At 72.4% G+C, this 16123-nt stretch carries 15 protein-coding genes and 1 pseudogene; 5 read left to right on the top strand and 11 right to left on the bottom strand.

Features of this window, described 5'->3' with window-relative positions:
* A pseudogene (locus ABZT74_RS23705) lies at nt 1-227 on the bottom strand (two-component sensor histidine kinase); the annotation flags it as partial.
* Nucleotides 125-802, bottom strand: coding sequence for a two-component system response regulator AfsQ1 (gene afsQ1, locus ABZT74_RS23700; protein ID WP_037625670.1), 678 nt, complete (start codon nt 800-802; stop codon nt 125-127). The gene afsQ1 and the pseudogene ABZT74_RS23705, both read right to left, overlap by 103 nt.
* 295 nt (nt 803-1097) lie before the next feature.
* Here afsQ1 and ABZT74_RS23695 point away from each other — a divergent pair, with 295 nt between their 5' ends.
* Nucleotides 1098-1877 (top strand): SigE family RNA polymerase sigma factor, encoded by a 780-nt coding sequence (locus tag ABZT74_RS23695; RefSeq protein WP_355880405.1) that lies wholly within the window; start codon nt 1098-1100, stop codon nt 1875-1877.
* Nucleotides 1878-2081: 204 nt separating this feature from the next.
* On the opposite strand, the gene ABZT74_RS23690 is transcribed toward ABZT74_RS23695, so the two are convergent.
* Complete coding sequence (locus ABZT74_RS23690) at nt 2082-2720, bottom strand: uridine kinase (RefSeq protein ID WP_355880403.1); 639 nt, start codon at nt 2718-2720, stop codon at nt 2082-2084.
* Nucleotides 2721-2981: 261 nt separating this feature from the next.
* Here ABZT74_RS23690 and ABZT74_RS23685 point away from each other — a divergent pair, with 261 nt between their 5' ends.
* Nucleotides 2982-3389, top strand: a complete 408-nt coding sequence (locus tag ABZT74_RS23685; RefSeq protein WP_356437840.1) for a hypothetical protein — start codon at nt 2982-2984, stop codon at nt 3387-3389.
* Nucleotides 3390-3567: 178 nt separating this feature from the next.
* Here the strand turns inward: ABZT74_RS23685 and ABZT74_RS23680 are convergent, their stop codons facing one another.
* From ABZT74_RS23680 to ABZT74_RS23665, 4 genes are all read right to left on the bottom strand, one after another.
* Nucleotides 3568-4473 carry an aldehyde dehydrogenase family protein gene (locus tag ABZT74_RS23680; RefSeq protein ID WP_356437837.1) on the bottom strand — a complete coding sequence of 302 codons (906 nt, stop codon included), beginning with the start codon at nt 4471-4473 and terminating at the stop codon, nt 3568-3570.
* Entirely contained in the window at nt 4474-5931 is a 1458-nt protein-coding gene (locus tag ABZT74_RS23675) for an aldehyde dehydrogenase family protein (protein ID WP_355880394.1), read from the bottom strand.
* Between the two features lie 6 nt (nt 5932-5937).
* Nucleotides 5938-6888, bottom strand: a complete 951-nt coding sequence (gene deoC, locus ABZT74_RS23670; RefSeq protein ID WP_355880551.1) for a deoxyribose-phosphate aldolase — start codon at nt 6886-6888, stop codon at nt 5938-5940.
* A 662-nt stretch (nt 6889-7550) separates the two neighbouring features.
* On the bottom strand, nt 7551-8426 hold the full coding sequence (locus ABZT74_RS23665; RefSeq protein ID WP_356437834.1) for a methyltransferase domain-containing protein: 876 nt from the start codon (nt 8424-8426) through the stop codon (nt 7551-7553).
* Nucleotides 8427-8500: 74 nt separating this feature from the next.
* On the opposite strand from ABZT74_RS23665, the gene ABZT74_RS23660 reads away from it, so the two are divergent.
* Both ABZT74_RS23660 and ABZT74_RS23655 read left to right on the top strand, forming a co-directional pair.
* A complete protein-coding gene (locus ABZT74_RS23660; protein WP_356437831.1) occupies nt 8501-8935 on the top strand; it encodes a helix-turn-helix domain-containing protein in 435 nt (144 codons plus the stop codon).
* Nucleotides 8936-9194: 259 nt separating this feature from the next.
* Nucleotides 9195-9875, top strand: a complete 681-nt coding sequence (locus ABZT74_RS23655) for a PH domain-containing protein (protein WP_355880385.1) — start codon at nt 9195-9197, stop codon at nt 9873-9875.
* Between the two features lie 806 nt (nt 9876-10681).
* Here the strand turns inward: ABZT74_RS23655 and ABZT74_RS23650 are convergent.
* The 4 genes from ABZT74_RS23650 to ABZT74_RS23635 all read right to left on the bottom strand — a co-directional run bounded on the left by ABZT74_RS23650 (nt 10682) and on the right by ABZT74_RS23635 (nt 14431).
* Nucleotides 10682-10882 (bottom strand): DUF4177 domain-containing protein, encoded by a 201-nt coding sequence (locus ABZT74_RS23650; protein WP_356437829.1) that lies wholly within the window; start codon nt 10880-10882, stop codon nt 10682-10684.
* A 420-nt stretch (nt 10883-11302) separates the two neighbouring features.
* The gene (locus tag ABZT74_RS23645; protein ID WP_356437827.1) at nt 11303-12934 is read right to left on the bottom strand and encodes a phospho-sugar mutase; all 1632 of its coding nucleotides are present in this window, start codon (nt 12932-12934) and stop codon (nt 11303-11305) included.
* 84 nt (nt 12935-13018) lie between these two features.
* Nucleotides 13019-13843 carry a purine-nucleoside phosphorylase gene (locus ABZT74_RS23640; RefSeq protein ID WP_356170933.1) on the bottom strand — a complete coding sequence of 275 codons (825 nt, stop codon included), beginning with the start codon at nt 13841-13843 and terminating at the stop codon, nt 13019-13021.
* Between the two features lie 150 nt (nt 13844-13993).
* On the bottom strand, nt 13994-14431 hold the full coding sequence (locus tag ABZT74_RS23635; protein WP_355865556.1) for a gamma-glutamylcyclotransferase: 438 nt from the start codon (nt 14429-14431) through the stop codon (nt 13994-13996).
* 106 nt (nt 14432-14537) lie between these two features.
* On the opposite strand from ABZT74_RS23635, the gene ABZT74_RS23630 reads away from it, so the two are divergent.
* A complete protein-coding gene (locus ABZT74_RS23630) occupies nt 14538-15986 on the top strand; it encodes an NAD(P)H-quinone dehydrogenase (RefSeq protein WP_356170927.1) in 1449 nt (482 codons plus the stop codon).
* The last annotated feature ends 137 nt before the right edge of the window (nt 15987-16123 follow it).

Raw genomic sequence — 16123 nt, 5'->3', positions numbered from 1 at the left:
GCGGCGGTGAGCGCCACGAGCCCGAACACCACGACCAGGCGCAGCCGCAGACTGGTGAAGCGCAGGCCGGACAGGAGTGCCCTGCGTGCCGCGGCCCAGCCGCGGAGCTTGTCGTGCGGTTTCGTCACTGAGGATTGTCCAGCCGGTAGCCGACGCCCCGCACGGTACGGATCAGAGTGGGGGACGAGGGCACGTCCTCCACCTTGGCGCGCAGCCGCTGCACACAGGCGTCGACCAGCCGCGAGTCGCCCAGGTAGTCGTGCTCCCACACCAGCCGCAGCAACTGCTGGCGGGACAGCGCCTGTCCGGGCCTGCGGCTCAGCTCCAGGAGCAACCGCAGTTCGGTGGGCGTCAGTTGCAGGTCCTCACCGTTCTTCGTGACCGTCATCGCGGCACGGTCGATGACCAGCGAGCCGAACGACGCCGAGTCGTTCGCCTCCCGCTCGCCGCGGCGCAGCACGGCACGGATCCGGGCGTCGAGCACCCGTCCCTGCACCGGCTTGACCACATAGTCGTCGGCGCCGGACTCCAGTCCGACCACGACGTCGATGTCGTCGCTGCGCGCGGTCAGCAGGATGATCGGCAGCTGGTCGGTGCGCCGGATGCGCCGGCACACCTCGAACCCGTCGATGCCGGGCAGCATCACGTCCAGCACGATCAGGTCCGGCCGCTGCTCGCGCAACAGCTTCAGACCGTCCTCGCCGGTGGCAGCGGTGGCCACACGGTGTCCCTGGCGCGTCAAAGAGAGCTCCAGGGCCGTACGGATGGCGTCGTCGTCCTCGATCAGCAACAGGGAAGGCACGGACGTCATTCTGGCCCATGTCATGGCCGGGTATCGACCGTTGGAGCGCTCCCACTCCTCTCCTCCCCGATACCTGCCCCGTGACGGCCGGGCCGACGGCACCACGGATCCGTCTGCGTAGTCGTACCGCTCTTCTCTGTGACCGGCCTGTGGTGTGCCTGCGCGGGACCCCTGTGACAGGTCTGTGACAGTCGGCGGACACGGCCATGAAGTGGCCCGGGCAAGCTTTTCGACACAAGGCAGGACGCACCACAGAACGACCGAAGCACCGGTACTTCACGACGGGGGGCGCGAGATGAACACACTGCACAGCACCATTACTGGCGCGGTTGTCACGCGGCTCCACGACGTGAACCGGGCAGCGGAGAAGTCCGGCGCCGTGATCGGGCGGGGGTGCGATCGCGGCGCCGGGCGTCAGCACACCGTGCACATGAAGGTGGTTGACGCCCGCACGGGGGAGAACACCACGGCGGCCACCGCCGTGGGCACGACCGGGGGGAAGGCTCACGGGGGAGCCGCGTACGGGGAGGGCTCGGGGGAGCGTCACTCGCTGTCGGAAGCGGAGTTCACCGCTTACGTCCAGGAGCGCCGCGCCTCCCTGTACGCAACCGCCTACCACCTGACCGGTGACCGTTTCGAGGCCGAGGACCTGCTGCAGAGCGCGCTGTTCTCGACGTACCGCGCCTGGGACCGGATCACCGACAAGGCCGCGGTCGGGGGCTACCTCCGCCGCACCATGACGAACCTGCACATCAGCGCGTGGCGCCGCCGCAAGCTGAACGAGTACCCGACCGAGGAACTGCCGGAGACGCCCGGCGACACGGACGCGATGCGCGGCACCGAACTGCGCGCCGTCCTGTGGCAGGCGCTGGCCCGGCTGCCCGAACTCCAGCGCACGATGCTGGTCCTCCGTTACTACGAGGGCCGCACCGACCCGGAGATCGCGGAGATCCTCGACATCAGTGTCGGCACGGTGAAGTCCAGCATCTGGCGCTCTCTGCGCCGGATGCGCGAGGACGAGGTCCTCAGCTTCGGCCGTGACGAGGAGGAGTCCTTCGGGGAGCTTGTCGCCTGAAGGTCTGGGGGGAGCGGTAACAGACCGGGGGAGTCGGTTCCGGGGGGAGCCGACGACGGTCGTGGGGGGATCCAACGGGGTCACGGGGGACCACGGGGGAAACGAAGAAGGTCCAGGCGGACGGGGGTCCGCCTGGACCTCTTTTCGTTCGCGCCGCGGTGACTGCGCGGCAGCGGCTTCGCGGTGGTGACTACGCGGCGGTGACTAGGCCGCGGTGCGGTGCGAGGGTGCCCGGCGCCCGGCCGCGGCGGCGGTCAGCCGGCCGAGTGCCTCGGCCTTGTCGCAGGGGTGCGCGCCCAGAGCCGCCTGGCGGGCCACGATGGAACGCTCGGTGCGCATCAGGCGCCAGCCGCGGCGCAGCAGGAACGGCACCGACTTGCGGCCCTCCCTGAGGTCCCGCGCGAAGCGCCGCCTGAACGTGGTCACCGGACCCCGTGACAGGCACAGCGCGTCGGCCAGAACACCGAGTTCACGGCAGCGCTCGACGATCTCGGCGGCGAAGATCCCCTCCGCGATGAACAGCGGGGTCCGCTCCATGCGCAGGGTCTCGGCGCCGGTCCGGGCACTCAGCGAGATGTCGTACACGGGGATGTCCGTACGTCCCGTACGGCACAGTTCCTCGATGGCGGCGACCGCGGTGTCGGCGTCCCAGGACAGCGGGTGGTCCCAGTCGATGTCCTCGCTGCCCTCGACCTGGGGCAGCGTCGGGTCCGTGGCTTCCTTGTAGAAGTCGTCGAGACGCAGCACGGGGAGCCCGGAGTCGGCCGCGAGAAGGGACTTCCCGGAGCCGGAGGGACCGCAGAGCAGCACCACGCGGGTGGATATCGGGGGGTGGGAACCCAATTCTCTGCACCTTCTGTGACAGGTCCGGCGGCGCCGCGCGACGGCGCGGCTCCCGGACATTATCCCCGGCGCCGGCGGCGGGACCGACGGCTTCCGGGACACGACGACCGACTGGCGTAGATATGCCTGTTGACCCGCAGGGGCTAATCCGCCCTCCGGACCGCCCGCGAGGGGAGCACCTTCAACTACTCTGCGTGTCACTTCCGTTGCTCTCCGCCAGAGAAACCCTGCTCCCCGCTAGTCGAAGAGGAAAAACCCCTGATGGTGCGACACGCAGCCCAGCCGACCTCCCTGGCCCGTACGACCGCGCGGATCGCCGCGGCGGTCGGTGTGGTCGCCGCCGGCGCCGCCGCGGCCTCCCCGGCCGTCGCGGACTCGGCCCCCGCCCTGGACGTACTGCGCACCCGGCCCACCTCGCTCGGCAACATCGACCCGCAGGCCGGACTCCGGGCGCTGACCGGCACGGTGGGCTATGTCACGGGCCCGATCGAGGGACTCAAGCCCAATCCGCTGGCGGGCACGGGCGTCGACCCCCTCGACAACGGAGTGGGCACCCAGCTCGCCGACTTCAAGCCGCTGTCCTCGAAGACCCTGACGGGACCGCTGGCGCAGGCCCCGTCGGTCGGCAGCATCCCGGTGCTCGGCCAGGTGACCGGACTGCTGCACTGACCTGAGGCCGCCTCCGGGCGGCGTCCCGGCGGCCCGCACAGGAGAGAGCCGCGCTTCCCCCGGACGGAGGGGAAGCGCGGCTCTCCGCTGCCCGGAGCCCCAGGGACACGGATCGGGGCTCCGGTGGCGCGGACGTCGGCTCATGACGTCATCGCGTGGCCGTGCGGGCGGCCACGGATCAGTACGAGGAACCCGAGACGCCCAGCGCGCCCGTCGGGTGCCAGACCGTCTTGGTCTCCAGGAAGGCCGTCAGGCGCTCGGTTCCGGGAGTGCGCGTGTAATCCACAGCCTGTGGACGGACGACCCGCTTCAGGTTGTCCGCGGCGGCGATCTCCAGCTCCTTGGCCAGTTCCTCGTCCGCTCCGGCCAGGTCGATCGCGTTGACGTCCTGGTGCGCGGCCAGCGGGGCCGCGATCTCCGCGGTCCTGCCGGAGAGGATGTTCACGACACCGCCGGGCACGTCGGACGTGGCCAGCACCTCACCCAGCGACAGCGCCGGGAGCGGGGACTTCTCGCTCGCGATCACGATCACCGTGTTGCCGGTGGCGATCACCGGGGCGATGACCGAGACCAGGCCGAGGAACGACGACTCCTGCGGGGCCAGCACCGTGACGACACCGGTCGGCTCCGGGGACGACAGGTTGAAGAACGGGCCCGCCACCGGGTTCCCGCCGCCCACGACCTGGGCGATCTTGTCCGTCCAGCCCGCGTACCAGACCCACCGGTCGATCGCCGCGTCGACGACCGCCGCCGCCTTGGACTTCGACAGGCCCTCGGCCTCCGCCACCTCACGGGCGAACTGCTCCCGGCGGCCCTCCAGCATCTCCGCGACGCGGTAGAGGACCTGGCCGCGGTTGTACGCCGTGGCACCGGACCAGCCGCCGAACGCCTTGCGCGCGGCGACGACCGCGTCACGGGCGTCCTTGCGCGAGGACTGCGGAGCGTTGGCCAGCCACTTGCCCTTCGAGTCGGTCACCTCGTACACCCGGCCGCTCTCGGAACGCGGGAACTTGCCGCCCACGTACAGCTTGTAGGTCTTGAACACGCTCAGACGCTGCTGCTCGGACTTCTCGACTGCGCTCATTTATCGCTCGCCCTCCTGGCTCGACGGGGCGAGGTACGCCTCCAGGCCGTGCCGGCCGCCCTCGCGGCCGTAGCCCGACTCCTTGTATCCGCCGAACGGCGACGTGGGGTCGAACTTGTTGAACGTGTTGGCCCAGATCACACCCGCGCGCAGCTTGCTCGCGACGGCGAGGATGCGGGAGCCCTTCTCGGTCCAGATGCCCGCCGACAGGCCGTACTGCGTGTTGTTGGCCTTGGCGACCGCCTCGTCCGGGGTGCGGAACGTGAGGACGGACAGCACCGGGCCGAAGATCTCGTCGCGGGCGACGGTGTGCGCCTGCGTGACGTTCGTGAAGAGCGTCGGGGCGAACCAGTAGCCGGACGCGGGGAGTTCGCAGGCCGGGGACCAGCGCTCCGCGCCCTCGGCCTCGCCCTGCTCGACGAGCGAGGTGATCCGCGCGAGCTGCTCGGCGGAGTTGATCGCGCCGATGTCGGTGTTCTTGTCGAGCGGGTCGCCGAGGCGCAGCGTCGACAGCCGGCGCTTGAGCGAGTCGAGCAGCTCGTCGTGGATCGACTCCTGGACCAGCAGCCGCGAGCCCGCGCAGCAGACCTGGCCCTGGTTGAAGAAGATGCCGGTGACGATGCCCTCGACGGCCTGGTCGATCGGGGCGTCGTCGAAGACGATGTTCGCCCCCTTGCCGCCCAGTTCGAGCGTGACCTTCTTGTGCGAGCCCGCGACCTGCCGGGCGATCGCCTTGCCGACGGCGGTGGAACCGGTGAACGCCACCTTGTCCACGTCCGGGTGCGCGACGAGGGCCGCGCCCGCGTCGCCGTACCCGGTGAGGATGTTGACGACACCCCTGGGCAGGCCCGCCTGGCGGCAGATGTCCGCGAAGAACAGCGCCGACAGCGGAGTGGTCTCGGCGGGCTTCAGCACCACCGTGTTGCCGGCCGCCAGCGCCGGGGCGATCTTCCACGCCAGCATCAGCAGCGGGAAGTTCCACGGGATGACCTGGCCGGCGACGCCCAGCGGGCGCGGGTTCGCGCCGAGACCGGCGTGGTCGAGCTTGTCGGCCCAGCCCGCGTAGTAGAAGAAGTGCGCGGCGACCAGGGGGAGGTCCGCGTCGCGGGTCTCCTTGATCGGCTTGCCGTTGTCCAGCGTCTCCAGGACGGCCAGCTCGCGGCTGCGCTCCTGGATGATCCGGGCGATGCGGAACAGGTACTTGGCGCGCTCGGAGCCCGGCAGCGCCGACCACTTCACGAACGCCTTGCGGGCCGCCTTCACCGCGCGGTCCACGTCCGCCTCGCCCGCCTGGGCGATCTCGGAGAGGACCTCCTCGGAGGCGGGGGAGACGGTCTTGAAGACCTTGCCGTCGGCGGCCTCGGTGAACTCACCGTCGATGAACAGGCCGTAGGACGGGGCGATGTCGACGACGGAGCGGGACTCGGGCGCCGGGGCGTATTCGAATGCGGAAGCCATGATGGATCAGTCCACCGTCACGTAGTCGGGGCCGGAGTAGCGGCCGGTGGCCAGCTTCTGACGCTGCATCAGCAGGTCGTTCAGGAGGGAGGACGCGCCGAAGCGGAACCAGTGGTTGTCCAGCCAGTCCTCGCCCGCCGTCTCGTTCACCAGGACCAGGAACTTGATCGCGTCCTTGGTGGTGCGGATGCCGCCGGCCGGCTTCACGCCGACCTGCACCCCGGTCTGGGCGCGGAAGTCGCGGACGGCCTCCAGCATGAGAAGCGTGTTCGAGGGCGTCGCGTTCACCGCGACCTTGCCGGTGGACGTCTTGATGAAGTCGGCCCCGGCCAGCATGCCGAGCCAGCTCGCACGGCGGATGTTGTCGTACGTCGACAGCTCGCCGGTCTCGAAGATGACCTTCAGCCGGGCGGCGCCCGAGGCCTCCTTCACGGCGACGATCTCGTCGTACACCTTCATGTAGTTGCCCGCGAGGAACGCCCCGCGGTCGATGACCATGTCGATCTCGTCGGCGCCCGCGGCGACCGCGTCACGTACGTCGGCCAGCTTCACGTCGAGCGCGGCACGGCCCGCCGGGAACGCGGTGGCGACGGAGGCGACCAGCACGCCGGAACCGGCGACGGTCTCCTTCGCGACGGCCACCATGTCGGGGTAGACACAGACCGCGGCGGTGCTGGGCGCGGTGCGGTCCGTCGGGTCCGGGAGCACCGCCTTGGCGCCGAGCGCCCGGACCTTGCCCGGGGTGTCCGCGCCTTCCAGCGTCGTCAGGTCGACCATCGAGATGGCGAGGTCGATCGCGTACGCCTTCGCGGTGGTCTTGATGGAACGGGTGCCGAGCGAGGCGGCGCGCGCCTCCAGGCCGACCGCGTCTACGCCGGGCAGCCCGTGGAGGAAGCGGCGCAGCGTGCTGTCGGACGCGGTCACGTCGGCGAGGGCAGCGGGTGCAGAGGTGGGCATGGTCACCAGACGAGCATATCTACGCGCGTAGCGGCTGTACAGCCCCGGGGACGGGATCGGGGTGGTCGGTCGCCGGGGCGGTCGGGCCCCGGACCGGGGTGGTCGGGCCCCGGACCGGGGTGGTCGGTCACCGGGGTGGTTGGCGGGTCGGTGGGCGGGGTGGTCGGTGACCGGGGTGGTCGGGGGGCGCTGGGCCCTCACCTCGGGGGCATGGGCCGTGGGCCCTTGACCTGGGTGGTCGGTGACCGGGGCGGTCGGGTGGGTTCCGGATTGGGCTGGTCGGGTGGTCGGGGGGCGCTGAGCCCTCACCTCGGGGGTCGTGGGCCGTGGGCCCTTGGCCGGGGTGGTCGGTGGGCCCTGAGCCCGGGGGTGTGGGCCCCTGAGTCGGGAGCGTGGGCCTTTGGCCGCCCCTCCGGTGCCGGGCGGGCGTGGGCCCTTGGCCGCCCCTCCGGAGCCGGGCACGGGCGGCCAGGGGTTCCTGGTGGAGGCGGCCTGCGGTCGAGCCGTTGAGTACCTGGGGTTGCTGGTGGGGGCGGCCGGCGGGTTCGTCCGGCGGGCGAGTCGATGCCGTCGCCCGGGCTGCTCGGGGGCGCCACGGTCCTGGGGCGGCGCCCCCGATGTCGTCGGGGCGGGTCGTGGCGGCCCGTCCGGGTCCCGGGAGGTCAGACGGTGGGCGGTGTGCCCGGGCTCGTGCCCGGGGCCCTCGCGTCGATCTGCCAGCAGGCCGCCGTGAAGCGGATCTCGTCGGCGTGGGCGAACGGGGCGAAGGCCGGGCGGACCGTTTCGACGACCCGCTCGCGGGTCGGCTCGTCCACCTCGCGCAGAGCTGTGCCGACCGGACCGAAACGGGTGAACCACCAGACCAGCTTGTCGGCGGGGAGCACACAGGTCGCGTCGGCGGGCCGGATGTCGATGTCCTCCCAGCCGCTCTCCTCCAGCAGGCGGCGGACCCGGTCCGCGTCCGCGAAGGCGAACTGCCCCGGCGCGTCGGGCCGCCGCTCCGGGAGGCCGGGCAGGAGCGGCGCCGCGGCCCGTTCGGCCGTCGTCATGAACGGGTTCTCCTCCATGTCGCGCCAGGCGATGAACCGCAGTCCCGCCCCGGCCCGCGCGGCCCGGCGCAGGTTCGCGAAGGCCCGTACCGAGTCCTCGAAGAACATCACCCCGAAGCGCGAGACGACCGTGTCGAAGACCCCGGCCTCGAAGGCGTGGTCCTGTGCGTCGCCGCGGACGAACGAGACCGGCACGTCCTCCCGCTCGGCACGGGCGCGAGCGGCGTCCAGCATCGGCCCGGAGATGTCCACGCCCACGCAGGCCCCCTCGGGCCCCAGCCGCCGCGCGACGGCCACCGTCGTCCCGCCCGTGCCGCAGCCGACGTCGAGCACCCTGCCCCCGAGCCCCTCCGGGACCGCCTCGACGAGCAGGTCCTGCAGCGGCCGGTACAACGCGTCCACCACGTCCTGGGCCTCGACCCAGGCGTTGCCCGACGGGCCGTTCCAGCGCGCCGCCTGCTCGTCGTCCGGCTTGCCCTTGGCTTCCATGACCGCCTCCTGTGTTTGCCCCCACGCCAGGGAGATGACACCGTCCTACTTCAAGTCGACTTGAGGTCAAGAGGATGCCGGACCTGGACATCGCCGAAGTGGCGCGCCGCGCCGCCGTGCCCGCCTCCACCCTGCGCTACTACGAGGAGAAGGGGCTGATCGCCTCGACGGGCCGGCGCGGCCTGCGCCGGCAGTTCGACCCCGGCGTGCTGGAGCGGCTCGCACTGATCGCGCTCGGGCGCTCCGCCGGGTTCTCGCTGGACGAGATCGCCCGGATGTTCGGCCCGGACGGGCAGCCGCGCATCGACCGCCGGATGCTCGCCGACAAGGCCGACGAGCTGGACCGGACGATCCGCGAACTCGGCGTCCTCAGCGACTCCCTGCGGCACGCGGCCGTCTGCCCGGCGCCCAGCCACCTGGAGTGCCCCACCTTCCGGCGCATCCTGCGCGGCGCCGCCGGCACGCTCCCCGCCCCGGCGGTGCCCCGGAGGAAGGCGCCGCGGCCCTGACGCCCGGACCGCCTCGCCGCTGCCGTCGCGGCACGGCACGGCACGGCACGAGCACCTCACGGCCGTGACGTCGGACACGCCCAGCCCCGCTCCGAACCCTGACGAGTCCGGCCCTCCGGTCATGGCCGAAGTGTCTTTGGGCCGAGGTGGGGCGGGCGGTGGACCCACCCGGCGCGGTCCGCGGGAGAGAAGAGTTCGCGACCATAGTGAGACCCCACCGAGCCCAAGCGCACCGCGGTCGTCGGGCACAATCGGGGCCATGAGCACCCCGGACCACCAGTCACCCCTTCCGGACGCCTCGCGACCCGAGGCCAAGGACCGGATCTACCGGTCGCCCGCCGGGATCACGGGCGGCGTCCTGCTGCTGTTCATCGCGGGCTGGCTCGGCGTCGACGCCCTGGTCTCCGGAACCGGCCGCACCCCCTGGCTGGCCCTCGCCGCGCTGATCCTGGTCGTCCCGCTGGTTGCCGCCTTCACCCTGCGCCCCGCGGTCTACGCGAACGAGGACCGGCTGCGCATCCGCAACCCGCTCCGCGTGATCGTGCTGCCGTGGAGCAAGGTCGCCTCGCTGCGCTCGTCCTACTCGAACGAGGTCGTCGGCACGGACGGCGCCAAGTTCCAGCTCTGGGCCGTGCCGGTGTCGCTGCGCGCCCGCAAGAAGGTGGCCAAGCACCAGGGGCAGGCCGCCACCGGGAGCCGAGGCGTCGAGGGGCGCCTGTCCTCGATGGGCCGCCCGTCGCCGTTCGGCCGCGGCGCCGCCGTCGACGCGCCGACCCGCTCGCAGACCGACCAGGTCATGGACGACCTGCGCGGGCTGGCGGAGGCGCGGGCGCACGAGCCCGAGGCGCAGGGCGAGGTCACGGTGCGCTGGGCGTACGAGGTGATCGGCCCCGCGATCGCGGGCGCGGTCGTCCTGGCCATCCTGATCGCCACGGGCTGAGCCCACCTGGCGCCGGGCCGCTCCCCCCGACCGCCACCCGGCACCCCGCGCGTCACCAACCCCGCCCCCGGCATCCCGTCCGCCTCCGTCAGGGGTGGCTTCGCGCCCGGCACGTCTAGGGCTCTCGCCGGGTGCTGCCCCGGGCTGGGGTGCCTTCGTCGGCCTTCGGCGCGGGGCCGGTTGCGCGTCCGGCGTCTCGGCCCCCCATTGGGGGTGGCTTCGCGTCCCGTACCTCTCCCGCTGTCGCCGGGTGCTGCCCCGGGCTGGGGTGCCTTCGTCGGCCTTCGGCCAGGGGGCGGCTCCCCTTCCGGTATCCCGTCCGCCTCCACGCGGGGCCGTTTCGCGCCCGGCGTCTCGTCCGCTGCCATCCGGGGTGGCTTTGCGTCCGGTACTTCTCCGGCCGTTGCCGGGTGCTGCCCCCGGGCTGGGGTGCCTTCGTCGGCCTTCGGCCGAGGGGCGGCTCCGCGTCCGGCGTCTCGTCCGTCGCCTTCGGGGGCGGCTGCGCGCTCGGCACCTTTCCGGCCGTCGCCGTGTGCTGCCCCGGGCCCGGGTGTCTTCGCCGGCCTTCGGCCAGGGGGCGGCTCCCCGTCCGCCTCCACCCGGGGCCGTTTCGCGTCCGGCGTTGCGTCCGCCGCCATCCGGGGTGGCTTAGCGCCTGGAACCTCTCCGGCTGTGGTCAGGTGCTGCCCTGGGCTGGGGTGTCTTCGTCGGCCTTCGGCCAGGGGGCGGCTGCGCGTCCGGCGTTGCGTCCGCCGCCATCCGGGGCCGCTTCGCGCTGGCTCGATGCTTCGCGCACGACGCGGACGTCAGCCGCGCGGCCGCTCCAGGGTGAGCAGCAGGCCCTCCACGGCGCCGGGTCCTATGCGCCCCTTGACGTCGGCGGAGGTGATCGCCTTGAGCGCCCAGCCGTCCTCGGCGTGCTTGTCCAGGGGCACCTCCTGCTGCCTTCGGCCCGGAGGCTGCTCCGCGTCGCGGGTTCCGTCGGCCGTCGGGCCGGTTCGTTTCACGTCCCAAGTGGCCCCTGCCCCCGCCGTCACGAGGTGCCGTCCCGTGAGCCGGTGCGCGTCCGTCTCTCGGGCCGGTCGCCGCTCCGCGTCCGGCGGTTCCGCCCGTTCGGGGGCCCGGGCCGATCAGCGCCCCGGGTGTCCCGTCTGACCGTCGGCTGCGACTCGACCCGGCCCGCGCGTCCTGCCAGGGCTCCCCGCACGCGTGGAGACGGACACGATCCGCCGGATGAACGGACGTACGGGCGTGTGCCCGTGGTCGGTGTTGTCAGGGGGGCGGCGCGGTACTTCTTGGGCTTCGGTCCCCCGTCGACACCTGTCCCTGCCGCCTCAGCTTCCGCGGGCAGCGCGAAGGGGCGGCGCGTTCTGGAACGCGGCGCCCCCTCGGCGTACGGACCCCGGCGTCGGGCCGGAGTCCGGTCGTCAGATGCCGGCCGCCGCCGACAGGTCCCGCTTGATCGCGGCGAGCAGTTCGGCGGCCTTCGCGTGGCCCGCCGGGAGGTCGGCGTGGCCGGCTACGGGCACCACGACCTCCAGGTAGCACTTCAGCTTGGGCTCCGTGCCGCTCGGGCGGACGATGACCCGGGCGCCGTCCAGCGTGTAGCGCAGTCCGTCCGTGGGCGGCAGCAGCTCCGTGCCCTCGGCCAGGTCCTCGGCCTTCGTGATCGCGAGGCCCGCCAGCTCGGCGGGCGGCTGCTCGCGCAGCCGGCGCATGGCGTCCGCGATGACCGACAGGTCCTCCACACGCACCGAGAGCTGGTCGGTGGCGTGCAGTCCGTGGGCGACGGCCAGGTCGTCGAGCAGGTCGAGCAGCGTCCTGCCCTGTTCCTTCAGCTCGGAGGCCAGCTCGGTGATGAGCAGGGCGGCCGTGATGCCGTCCTTGTCGCGCACGCCCTCGGGGTCGACGCAGTAGCCGAGCGCCTCCTCGTAGCCGTAGCGCAGACCGTCGACACGGGCGATCCACTTGAAGCCGGTGAGGGTCTCCTCGTACGGCAGGCCCGCGCCCTCGGCGATCCGGCCGAGCAGCGAGGACGAGACGATCGACTCGGCGAACGTGCCGCGGGCCCCGCGCCGGACCAGGTGCTCGGCGAGCAGCGCGCCGACCTCGTCGCCGCGCAGCATCCGCCAGTCCCCGCCGGTCGGGACGGCCACGGCGCAGCGGTCGGCGTCGGGGTCGTTGGCGACGATGATGTCCGGGCCGCTCGCGCGGGCCTGCGCGAAGGCGAGGTCCATCGCGCCCGGCTCCTCCGGGTTGGGGAAGGCGACCGTCGGGAAGTCCGGGTCGGGCTCGGCCTGCTCCGCCACGAGCACCGGCTCGGGGAAGCCCGCCCGCGCGAACGCCGCGAGGAGCACCTCCTTGCCGACGCCGTGCATCGGCGTGTAGACGGTGCGCGCGGTGCGCGGCGAACCCGCGGCCAGGACGGCGTCCGTACGGGCCAGATAGGCGTCCAGGACGCCCTCGTCGAGGATCTCCCAGCCGGACTCGGGGCGCGGCACGTCGGCGAGCGCCCGGACCGCGTCGATCTCGGCGGCGATCTCCGCGTCGGCCGGCGGCACGATCTGCGAACCGTCGCCCAGGTACACCTTGTAGCCGTTGTCGCGGGGCGGGTTGTGGCTGGCGGTGACCTCCACGCCCGCGACCGCGCCGAGGTGGCGTATGGCGTAGGCGAGGACGGGGGTGGGCAGCGGCCGGGGGAGGACGGCGGCGCGCAGGCCGGCGCCCGTCATCACGGCCGCGGTGTCCCGGGCGAAGTCGGCGGACTTGTGACGGGCGTCGTAACCGATCACGACGAGTCCGCCGGTCTCGCCCTTGGCCTTCAGATACGCGGCGAGTCCCGCCGCAGCCCTGATGACCACGGAGCGGTTCATCCGCATCGGCCCGGCGCCGAGTTCACCGCGCAGGCCCGCGGTGCCGAACTGGAGGGTCCCGGCGAAGCGGGCGGCGAGCTCGGCGACGTCCTCGGCGTCGACGAGCTTGGCGAGTTCCTCACGGGTCTCCGCGTCGGGGTCCTCGGCCAGCCACGCCTTGGCCCGCGCGATGAGTTCGTCCTGCACCTCGGGTGCACCTCTCTCTTCGGTCGTACGGTTCCGTCTGCCCGGTCGTTCCGCCCCCGGGGCCGGGGACGGACCTCCCGCCGCCTACAGGCGGTCCAGCACCTTGGTCAGGAGTTCCCCCATGCGCACGGCCGAGTCGCGGCCCGCCTGGAGGACTTCCTCGTGGTTCAGGGGTTCGCCCGTCATGCCGGCGGCGAGGTTGGTGACGAGCGAGATGCCGAGGACCTCGGCGCCCGCCTCGCGCGCGGCGATGGCTTCGAGGGTGGTCGACATGCCGACCAGGTCCGCGCCGATGACCCGGGCCATCCGGATCTCGGCAGGCGTCTCGTAGTGCGGGCCGGGGAACTGGGCGTAGACGCCCTCCTCCAGCGAGGAGTCGACCTCCTTGCACAGCGCGCGCAGCCGCGGCGAGTACAGGTCGGTGAGGTCGACGAAGTTCGCGCCGATGATCGGCGAGGTGGCCGTCAGGTTGATGTGGTCGCTGATCAGCACCGGCTGGCCGGGGCGCATGCCCTCGCGCAGCCCGCCGCAGCCGTTGGTCAGCACGATGGTCTTGCAGCCGGCGGCGACGGCGGTACGGACGCCGTGCGCGACGGCGGCGACCCCGCGGCCCTCGTAGAAGTGGGTGCGGCCGAGGAAGACCAGGGCGCGCTTGTCACCGATCACGTACGAGCGGACCTTGCCGCCGTGGCCCTCGACGGCCGGGGCCGGGAAGCCGGGCAGCTCGGTGACCTGGAACTCGGCCTCGGGGGTGCCGAGGGCGTCCGCGGCGGGAGCCCAGCCGGAGCCCATCACGAGGGCGACGTCATGGGTGTCGGCGCCGGTCAGCTCGCGCAGGCGCGTGGCGGCGGCGTCAGCGGCGGCATGAGGGTCGCCCTGGATGTCGTCCGGAAGAAGAGATGCGTTCACGCGCATGAGGGTAGCCGGTCTGGGCCTACGCGCGTAGATGACAGAGCTCACGGTCTTGCGATCGTTGTCTTGTCGTTTCCGACGAAAACAGCGGAGGGGTGCCCGCGGGAGCGCCCGCGCGACGAAGGGGTGCCGGGGAGGGGGCCGCGCTCAGCAGGGGCGCTTGCGCAGCTCCATGACGTAGTCGTGCGGCGCCCCCGCGGACTCCGCGGCGTCCGCCAGCTCCCCCAGATACCGCGCGGAGGGCAGTCCCCCCTCGTACCCGTTCAGTACGTACACCCAGGCGGGCTCCTCGCCCTCCAGTGTGTGCACCCGTACGCGCATCCGCCGGTAGACGTCGAGGCCGACGCCCTCCCAGCGGTCCATGGAGTCCTCGTCCAGCGGCGCCACGTCGTACAGCGCCACGAAGACCTGGGACCGCGGTGCCTCGACGATCGTCGCCAGCGCGCCCTCCCAGCCCATGTGCTCGCCGCCGAACGTCAGCCGCCAGCCGTTCAGCCAGCCCGTGGCGCGCAGCGGCGAGTGCGGGGCGCGGCGCGTCATGAGCCGCGGGTCGAGATTGCCGGCGTACGCGGCGTAGAGCGACATGGGGTCGAGGGTACGGCAGCGAAACGTACGTCTCTCGCGTAACAAAGTGACCCGGATGCCCGCACCGGGACCCCCTGGGCGGAAGCACCTTGAAGCGTGCGGGACAATGGAGTACGTGACTCGGATCGTGATCATCGGTGGCGGACCCGGCGGATATGAAGCTGCCCTGGTGGCAGCGCAACTCGGCGCGGAGGTGACCGTCGTCGACTGCGACGGTCTGGGCGGGGCGTCGGTGCTCACCGACTGCGTGCCGTCGAAGACCCTGATCGCCACGGCCGAGGTGATGACGACCTTCGACTCCTCGTACGAGGAGCTGGGCATCATCGTCGCCGACGACACCCCGCCCGACGAGCAGGCGGCCCGGGTGGTCGGCGTGGACCTCGGCAAGGTCAACCGCCGTGTGAAGCGCCTCGCGCTCGCCCAGTCGCACGACATCACGGCCTCGGTGACCCGGGCCGGCGCCCGTGTGCTGCGCGGCCGCGGACGGCTGGAGGGCATGCAGGCCCTGGACGGCTCCCGCAAGGTCGTCGTGCGAGCCGCCGACGGCAACGAGGAGACCCTCACCGCCGACGCCGTCCTCATCGCCACCGGCGGTCACCCCCGCGAGCTGCCCGACGCGCAGCCCGACGGCGAGCGGATCCTGAACTGGACGCAGGTCTACGACCTCGACGAGCTGCCCGAGGAGCTCATCGTGGTCGGTTCCGGTGTCACCGGCGCCGAGTTCGCCGGCGCCTACCAGGCGCTCGGCTCCCGCGTGACCCTCGTCTCCAGCCGGGACCGCGTGCTGCCGGGCGAGGACCCGGACGCCGCCGCCGTCCTGGAGGACGTCTTCCGCCGCCGCGGCATGAACGTGATGGCCCGCTCCCGCGCCGAGTCCGCCAAGCGGGTCGGCGACCGCGTCGAGGTCACCCTCGCCGACGGCCGCGTGATCAGCGGCACGCACTGCCTGATGGCGGTCGGCGCCATCCCGAACAGCAGCGGGATGGGCCTGGAGGAGGCCGGCGTCAAGGTCCGGGACTCCGGGCACATCTGGACCGACAAGGTCTCGCGCACCACCGCGCCCGGCGTGTACGCGGCCGGCGACGTGACCGGCGTCTTCGCCCTCGCGTCCGTCGCCGCCATGCAGGGCCGGATCGCGATGTACCACTTCCTCGGCGACGCGGTGGCCCCGCTGAACCTGAAGACGGTGTCGTCGAACGTCTTCACCGACCCCGAGATCGCCACGGTCGGCTACTCGCAGGCGGACGTGGACGCGGGCAAGATCGACGCCCGGGGCGTCAAGCTGCCGCTGCTGCGCAACCCGCGCGCCAAGATGCAGGGCATCCGCGACGGCTTCGTCAAGATCTTCTGCCGCCCCGGCACCGGCATCGTCGTCGGCGGTGTGGTGGTCGCCCCGCGAGCCTCGGAACTGATCCACCCCATCTCGATCGCGGTCGACAACAATCTGACGGTCGAACAGATCGCGAAGGCCTTCACCGTGTATCCGTCCCTGTCGGGCTCGATCGCCGAGGTCGCCCGGCAGTTGCACACCCGCAAGACCGCGGGCGAGGGCTGACCCCGGCGGGCGACTCTTCGCTGGTCACAGGGAGTCGGGGCCCATTCACGCGGCATAGGCGGACCGACTAGGCGCGTATACCACTTCGTGCCCTGCCATGCGAACAACTTCTGTTATTCGGCGCAAACTGCTGAAAG

This window comes from Streptomyces sp. NPDC005302, from assembly GCF_040607345.1.
In the GTDB taxonomy this organism is placed as follows: Bacteria; Actinomycetota; Actinomycetes; order Streptomycetales; family Streptomycetaceae; genus Streptomyces.
The sequence above is the reverse complement of the archived record's forward strand: the minus strand, read 5'-3'. Positions and strand labels throughout refer to the sequence as shown.

Bases quoted from the DNA above. Each gene is read 5' to 3' on its own strand.
- ABZT74_RS23695 (WP_355880405.1), top strand. From the start codon at position 1,098: ATGAACACACTGCACAGCACCATTACTGGCGCGGTTGTCACGCGGCTC.
- ABZT74_RS23685 (WP_356437840.1), top strand. From the start codon at position 2,982: ATGGTGCGACACGCAGCCCAGCCGACCTCCCTGGCCCGTACGACCGCG.
- ABZT74_RS23680 (WP_356437837.1), bottom strand. From the start codon at position 4,473: ATGAGCGCAGTCGAGAAGTCCGAGCAGCAGCGTCTGAGCGTGTTCAAG.
- ABZT74_RS23675 (WP_355880394.1), bottom strand. From the start codon at position 5,931: ATGGCTTCCGCATTCGAATACGCCCCGGCGCCCGAGTCCCGCTCCGTC.
- deoC (WP_355880551.1), bottom strand. From the start codon at position 6,888: ATGCCCACCTCTGCACCCGCTGCCCTCGCCGACGTGACCGCGTCCGAC.
- ABZT74_RS23665 (WP_356437834.1), bottom strand. From the start codon at position 8,426: ATGGAAGCCAAGGGCAAGCCGGACGACGAGCAGGCGGCGCGCTGGAAC.
- ABZT74_RS23660 (WP_356437831.1), top strand. From the start codon at position 8,501: ATGCCGGACCTGGACATCGCCGAAGTGGCGCGCCGCGCCGCCGTGCCC.
- ABZT74_RS23655 (WP_355880385.1), top strand. From the start codon at position 9,195: ATGAGCACCCCGGACCACCAGTCACCCCTTCCGGACGCCTCGCGACCC.
- ABZT74_RS23635 (WP_355865556.1), bottom strand. From the start codon at position 14,431: ATGTCGCTCTACGCCGCGTACGCCGGCAATCTCGACCCGCGGCTCATG.
- ABZT74_RS23630 (WP_356170927.1), top strand. From the start codon at position 14,538: ATGGAGTACGTGACTCGGATCGTGATCATCGGTGGCGGACCCGGCGGA.